This is a genomic window from Halomonas sp., from assembly GCF_041689495.1.
Classification (GTDB): Bacteria; Pseudomonadota; Gammaproteobacteria; order Pseudomonadales; family Halomonadaceae; genus Halomonas.
Genome location: NZ_JBDNGD010000352.1, coordinates 1 through 5,388 on the forward strand (window position 1 = coordinate 1; position 5,388 = coordinate 5,388).

Genomic DNA, 5,388 nt, shown 5'->3' on the forward strand with positions numbered 1-5,388 from the left:
GAGGAGGCAGAGCGCCGCCTGGAGCAGGAGTTCGACGAAATCGAGCAGGGCGGCACGGAGCTTGAGCCGATCGAGAATGATACGATGCCCTGAAGAGAGACGCCCTACGAAAAAGGCCCACCATCAGAGGTGGGCCTACCTGTGTCATGCGGCAGCAAACGAGTGTCGAAGTCGTGCAGTGACGGTGTCGGCAACCAGCTACCGCGCCAGGTCGGTTGTCTCAGGCGAGCCGGATATTGGAGGCCTGAAGGCCCTTCTTGCCCTGGGTGACCTCGAAGGTGACCTTCTGGCCATCCTGCAGGCTCTTGAAACCTTCAGCCTGAATTTCAGAGAAATGCGCGAAGAGGTCATCGCCCCCGTCGTCCGGAGAGATGAAGCCGTAGCCCTTAGTGTCGTTGAACCACTTGACAGTGCCAGTTGCCATTGTTGATTTCCTTACCTTACTGTAATTATCATACCGGATACACGGAGTTTTCCGGGCATCCATACTGCGCGGGCAGTACAAGAAAGCAGAACGTACCTGATTGTCAAAGTCCTCGTTATCGAAGTCCTCGACATGCCAGTGTCGGTCCGCTTGTCATTGGCTGACCTGCACAGCGAAGGGCCTGACCCTCCGCAAAACCCACTTTAGTTGGAATTTTTCCCGGCGTCCAGCATCGGCTTTTCGCTTTTTTCGGCCCCTCTTCTCGAGTTCTGTCATGTATGTTGATGCACAAGTCTGGCCCTTCCTGATCGCCATCAGCCTGCTGTCGATGAGTCCGGGGGTCGATACCCTGCTGGTGATCCGCAATACCGCCCGAGGAGGTGTGCGTGACGGTATCGTCACCAGCCTGGCAATCTGCTGCGGGCTCTTCGTGCATGCCGCTCTCTCGGCAATGGGTATTTCCCTGATTCTGCTCAAGTCAGCCTGGGCGTTCGACGTGCTGAAACTTTGCGGCGCGGCTTATCTCATCTGGTTGGGCGTCAATAGCCTGCTGGCGGCCCGGCGTGGCCAGGGGCTTCCGGTGTCGGCAGTCACTGGTGCCGGTCAGGCGGTTCCTGTATGGCTACCGTTGCGAGAGGGGCTCTTGTCGAACGTGCTCAACCCCAAGACCATCGTCTTCTACATGGCCTTCTTGCCCCAGTTCATCGCGCCTGGAGATCCGGCCCTTGCCAAGTCATTGTTTCTGGCGGGCCTGCATTTTGTGGTCGCCAATATCTGGCAGATAGCCATCGTGCTGATGGTGGGAAGTGCCGGCCGCTGGTTGGCCAGCCGGGCCTTTGCCCGCTGGCTCAATGGCGTCACGGGTGGTGTGCTTGTCGCCCTGGGCACCAGACTGGCCCTGGAGCAGCGGCCAGTCTGAGAGCTAGTTGCTGGCCAGCAAGGAGCGGTCGTAGCGAACCGCTTTCTCCATGGGGCTGAGCATCGAGACTCCCTCGCTGTTACCGCCATTGGCGAGACTCTCGAAGATCACCCGATAGCTCAGGACGGCTTGCACATAGTTGCGGGTCTCGCGGAAGGGGATGCTCTCCACGAACAGGTCGAACTCCTGCGGGGCGTCTCGCAGCCAGCGGTCGACCCTGCCAGGGCCGGCATTGTAGGCAGCCGCGGCGGCAAGGCGGTTGCCGCTGTAGCGGTCGAGCATTTCGCGCATATAGGTACTGCCCAGCCGAATATTCAGCTCAGGGTCGAGTACGCCATAGGGGCCCGGGTCGCCGACACCCAGACGCTGACCGAGTTGGGAAGCGGTGCCGGGCATCAACTGCATCAGGCCGCGGGCACCGGCGGGTGAGAGTGCCTCGGGATTGTAGGCACTCTCGCGCCTGGCGATGCCCATCAGCAGGTAGGGATCGACATTGGTCCGTTCGCCCCAGTGCAGGAAGTGGTCTCGATAGGCCTCGGGAAAACGCCAGTCCAGGGCATCCCACAGGCGTCCGGCGATGGTGGTCTGGACCAGCTTGGCATGCCAGCGCCGCCGTTCGGCATAGTCGGCCAGGGCACGGGCATCCTGGGGATCGGCACGACTGACCGCTGCATACCATTCGCTGGCGGCGAGACCCGGTTCGTCGATGCGAAGCAGGGCTTCGGTGCGCTCTACCACCGGCCAGCGTGCGACTCGTGCACGAGTCTGGTCGTCGATGCCGTTGCGTTCCAGATTCAGGGCGTAGGGCTGGCCCAGGCGATCGGCGGCGGCGAAGCCGAAGAAACTGCGGTCGGCGGCGGCACGGGCATAGGCCTCGCGTGCCTGGGCGTCCTGGCCGAGTTGCTCCCGGGCCCGTGCCAGCCAGTATTGCCAGCGACTGTCGTCACGGTTGTCGGGCGACAGTTGGCTCATCCAGTGGATGACATCCTCCCAGTCACGCTCGGCAAGGGCCCCGCGGATTCTCAGTTCCAGGAGGTCGTCATCGGCCAGTCGAGGGAGTGCCTCGTCGACCCATCCACGGTGATGGCGGATATCTCGCACCATTGAATAGAAAGCCAGGTCATGTTCGATGGCTTCCCGATGGTCAGGATCGATCACGAGACCGGGTTCCAGCGTTCTCCAGGCCTCCAGGGCTGCCTCGGTATCGGCTCGGGTGAACCCATGCATGGCCGCCGCGAGCAGGGAACTGCTGCCGCGACATTCCGGCCCGATGCAACGGGGTATCCGGGTGATGGCCGAAAAGTCCCGTTGCAGGAGTTCCATGGCGGCCCGGCCATTTTCCCAGCGGCTTCCCAGCAGGCGACCGAGATAGCCGGCCAGGCCGGTCTCTCCCGCCTGCCAGGCCAGCATCTGTCTTTCCCAGATCTCGTCTTCACCGATGTTGCCCTGGGCGCGCAGGGTATTGAAGAGGCTGTCGCAGGCCGTCGGCTGGGAGTGGCCGACATTCCAGAGGTCTCGTCCCCCCGAGGCCGCTTGCTGCGGGTCCGGGCCAAGCAGCGCCGTATAGTAATGGCACTGTCGCTCGGCTCCGTCGGGAACCCCATCGGCCACCGCGAGCAGGCTTTGATAACGGCCGGCATCACCGTAACGGCTGATCGCCTGACCGCGCATCCATTCTGCGAGGGGGGAGTCACGGTGACGTTGGATGAAGGCGTGAATCCTTCCAGGTTCGACCTGTGGTAGCTGGTCGCGTAACCGGTGATAGTCCACATAGCCGGCCAGGATATGGCCATCGATGGCGGACTGGTCGATCTTGTGCCACTCCTTGTTGCGGGCCGCCTGGAGGGCATCCTGCAGGGCGCGATCATGGGTCTGGGCCTGGGTGGCTCCGAGCGGCAGGCTGAGGGCCAGGGCCGTCAGCAGGAAGCCGACGCGCCGGGCAAGGCATCGAGGTTGCATGGGATTGGCCTCCGGCCGAAGCGTTGTGCATCCTGTATCCTGGCCCATCGGCGCTGTCTTGAGTAGGGGTGTCCAGCAAAGAATTCATCCACCGATGCTCCCACGCCATTTGCGCTTGAAAAATCGATCGCTAGCCCCATATCTGCGTCAGTCCATCCTGGTGGCTTTGCCACCGCTGTCACGTCGATAGAGGGGTCCGTAACCGATGACCACTGCCACTCACGAAGAAACGCTGGGTTTCCAGACCGAAGTGAAGCAACTGCTTCATCTGATGATCAATTCCCTTTACTCCAACCGGGAGATTTTCCTTCGCGAACTGATTTCCAATGCCGCGGATGCCTGCGACAAGCTTCGCTACCAGGCGCTCGACAATGATGCCCTCTACGAGGGCGACAGCGAGCTGCGTATCGAGATCGAGCATGATGCCAAGGCGGGTACGGTAACGGTGCGCGACAACGGTATCGGCATGAACCGCGACGAGGTCATCAGCAACCTGGGGACGATCGCCCGATCGGGCACGGCCGAGTTCCTGCAGCAGCTTTCCGGTGAACAGCAGAAGGATGCCCGATTGATCGGCCAGTTCGGTGTCGGCTTCTATTCCAGCTTCATCGTTGCCGATGAGGTGACGGTGCGTACCCGCAAGGCCGGGACCTCGACGGAAGACGCCGTCGAATGGCATTCGAAGGGTGAGGGTGAATTCACCGTCTCGGATATCGACAGCGAGCGCCACGGTACCGAGATCATCCTTCACCTCAAGAAGGATGCGAAGGAGTTCGCAGATGATTACCGCCTGAAAAGCCTGGTGCGCAAGTACTCCGACCATATCGAGGTACCGGTGCGCATGCCGACCGTCGAGAGCGACAGGGATGAAGAAGGCAAACCGATCGAAGGCAGCGAGAAGACCGTCTGGGAGACCGTCAACGAGGCCACCGCCTTGTGGGTTCGCCCCAAGAGCGATCTCTCCGATGACGAGTACAAGGCCTTCTACAAGCATGTGGCCCATGACTTCAGCGACCCCCTGACCTGGAGCCACAACAAGGTCGAGGGCAAGCTCGAATATACCAGTCTGCTCTATGTGCCGGGTCGTGCGCCCTTCGATCTCTATGAGCGGGACGGTGCCCGCGGTGTGAAGCTCTATGTTCAGCGCGTCTTCATCATGGACGATGCCGATCAGTTCCTGCCGCTTTACCTGCGCTTCATCAAGGGTGTCCTGGATACTCGCGAGTTGTCGTTGAACGTTTCCAGGGAGATCCTGCAGCAGGATCCCAAGGTCGAGAAGATCAGAAGCGCCTTGACCAAGCGCGGACTCGATATGCTCACCAAGCTCGCCAAGAACCAGGAGGCCTATCAGATCTTCTGGAATACCTTTGGCAGTGTGCTCAAGGAAGGACCGGCGGAAGACGTTGCCAATCGCGAGAAGATCACCGGACTGCTGCGTTTCGCGACGACCCATACCGACAGCAGTACTCAGGACCAGTCATTGGCCGACTATGTCGGACGCATGAAGGAAGGTCAGCAGAAGATCTACTACATCGTCGCCGACAGCTTCAATGCGGCGAAGAGCAGCCCCCATCTGGAAATCTTCCGCAAGAAGGGTATCGAAGTCTTGCTCCTGCACGACCGTGTCGACGAATGGTTGATGAGTCATCTCAACGAATTCGATGGCAAGGCCTTCGCCGACGTTGCCAAGGGCGACCTGGATCTGGGAGAGGTCGAGAACGAGGAAGAGAAGAAGGCCAAGGAGGAAACGGCCAAGTCCAAGGAAGGCTTGGTCAAACGGGTCAAGGAGGCCCTCGGCGAACTGGCCCAGGAGGTTCGCGTCACCCATCGCCTGACGGACTCACCGGCCTGTGTGGTGCTGCCGGAACATGAGATGGGCTTCCAGATGCGTCGTATCATGGAGGCGGCCGGGCAGCCACTCCCCGAGGTCAAGCCGATCCTCGAACTCAATCCCGAGCATGCCCTGGTGGCAAGGCTGGAATCGGCAGAGGGGGATGACTTCACCGATCTGGCGCATGTCCTCTTCGATCAGGCGATCATCGCCGAGGGCGGTCATCTCGATGATCCCGCCTCCTACGTCAAGCGC

4 protein-coding genes are annotated in these 5,388 nt (G+C 60.9%); 2 read left to right on the plus strand and 2 right to left on the minus strand.

The window, feature by feature from the left end; translation table 11 throughout:
• Positions 1–220 precede the first annotated feature (220 nt).
• Positions 221–424, minus strand: a complete 204-nt coding sequence (locus ACESMD_RS11125) for a cold-shock protein (protein WP_372613131.1) — start codon at positions 422–424, stop codon at positions 221–223.
• Positions 425–698: 274 nt separating this feature from the next.
• Here ACESMD_RS11125 and ACESMD_RS11130 point away from each other — a divergent pair, with 274 nt between their 5' ends.
• Positions 699–1,343, plus strand: coding sequence for a LysE family translocator (locus ACESMD_RS11130; protein ID WP_372613133.1), 645 nt, complete (start codon positions 699–701; stop codon positions 1,341–1,343).
• A 3-nt stretch (positions 1,344–1,346) separates the two neighbouring features.
• Here ACESMD_RS11130 and ACESMD_RS11135 read toward each other — a convergent pair whose 3' ends face one another.
• Positions 1,347–3,302: a transglycosylase SLT domain-containing protein gene (locus ACESMD_RS11135; RefSeq protein ID WP_372613135.1), complete on the minus strand. Its 1,956-nt coding sequence runs from the start codon at positions 3,300–3,302 to the stop codon at positions 1,347–1,349.
• Positions 3,303–3,507: 205 nt separating this feature from the next.
• On the opposite strand from ACESMD_RS11135, the gene htpG reads away from it, so the two are divergent.
• The coding region (gene htpG, locus ACESMD_RS11140; RefSeq protein ID WP_372613137.1) for a molecular chaperone HtpG at positions 3,508–5,388 on the plus strand (1,881 nt) is incomplete at its 3' end.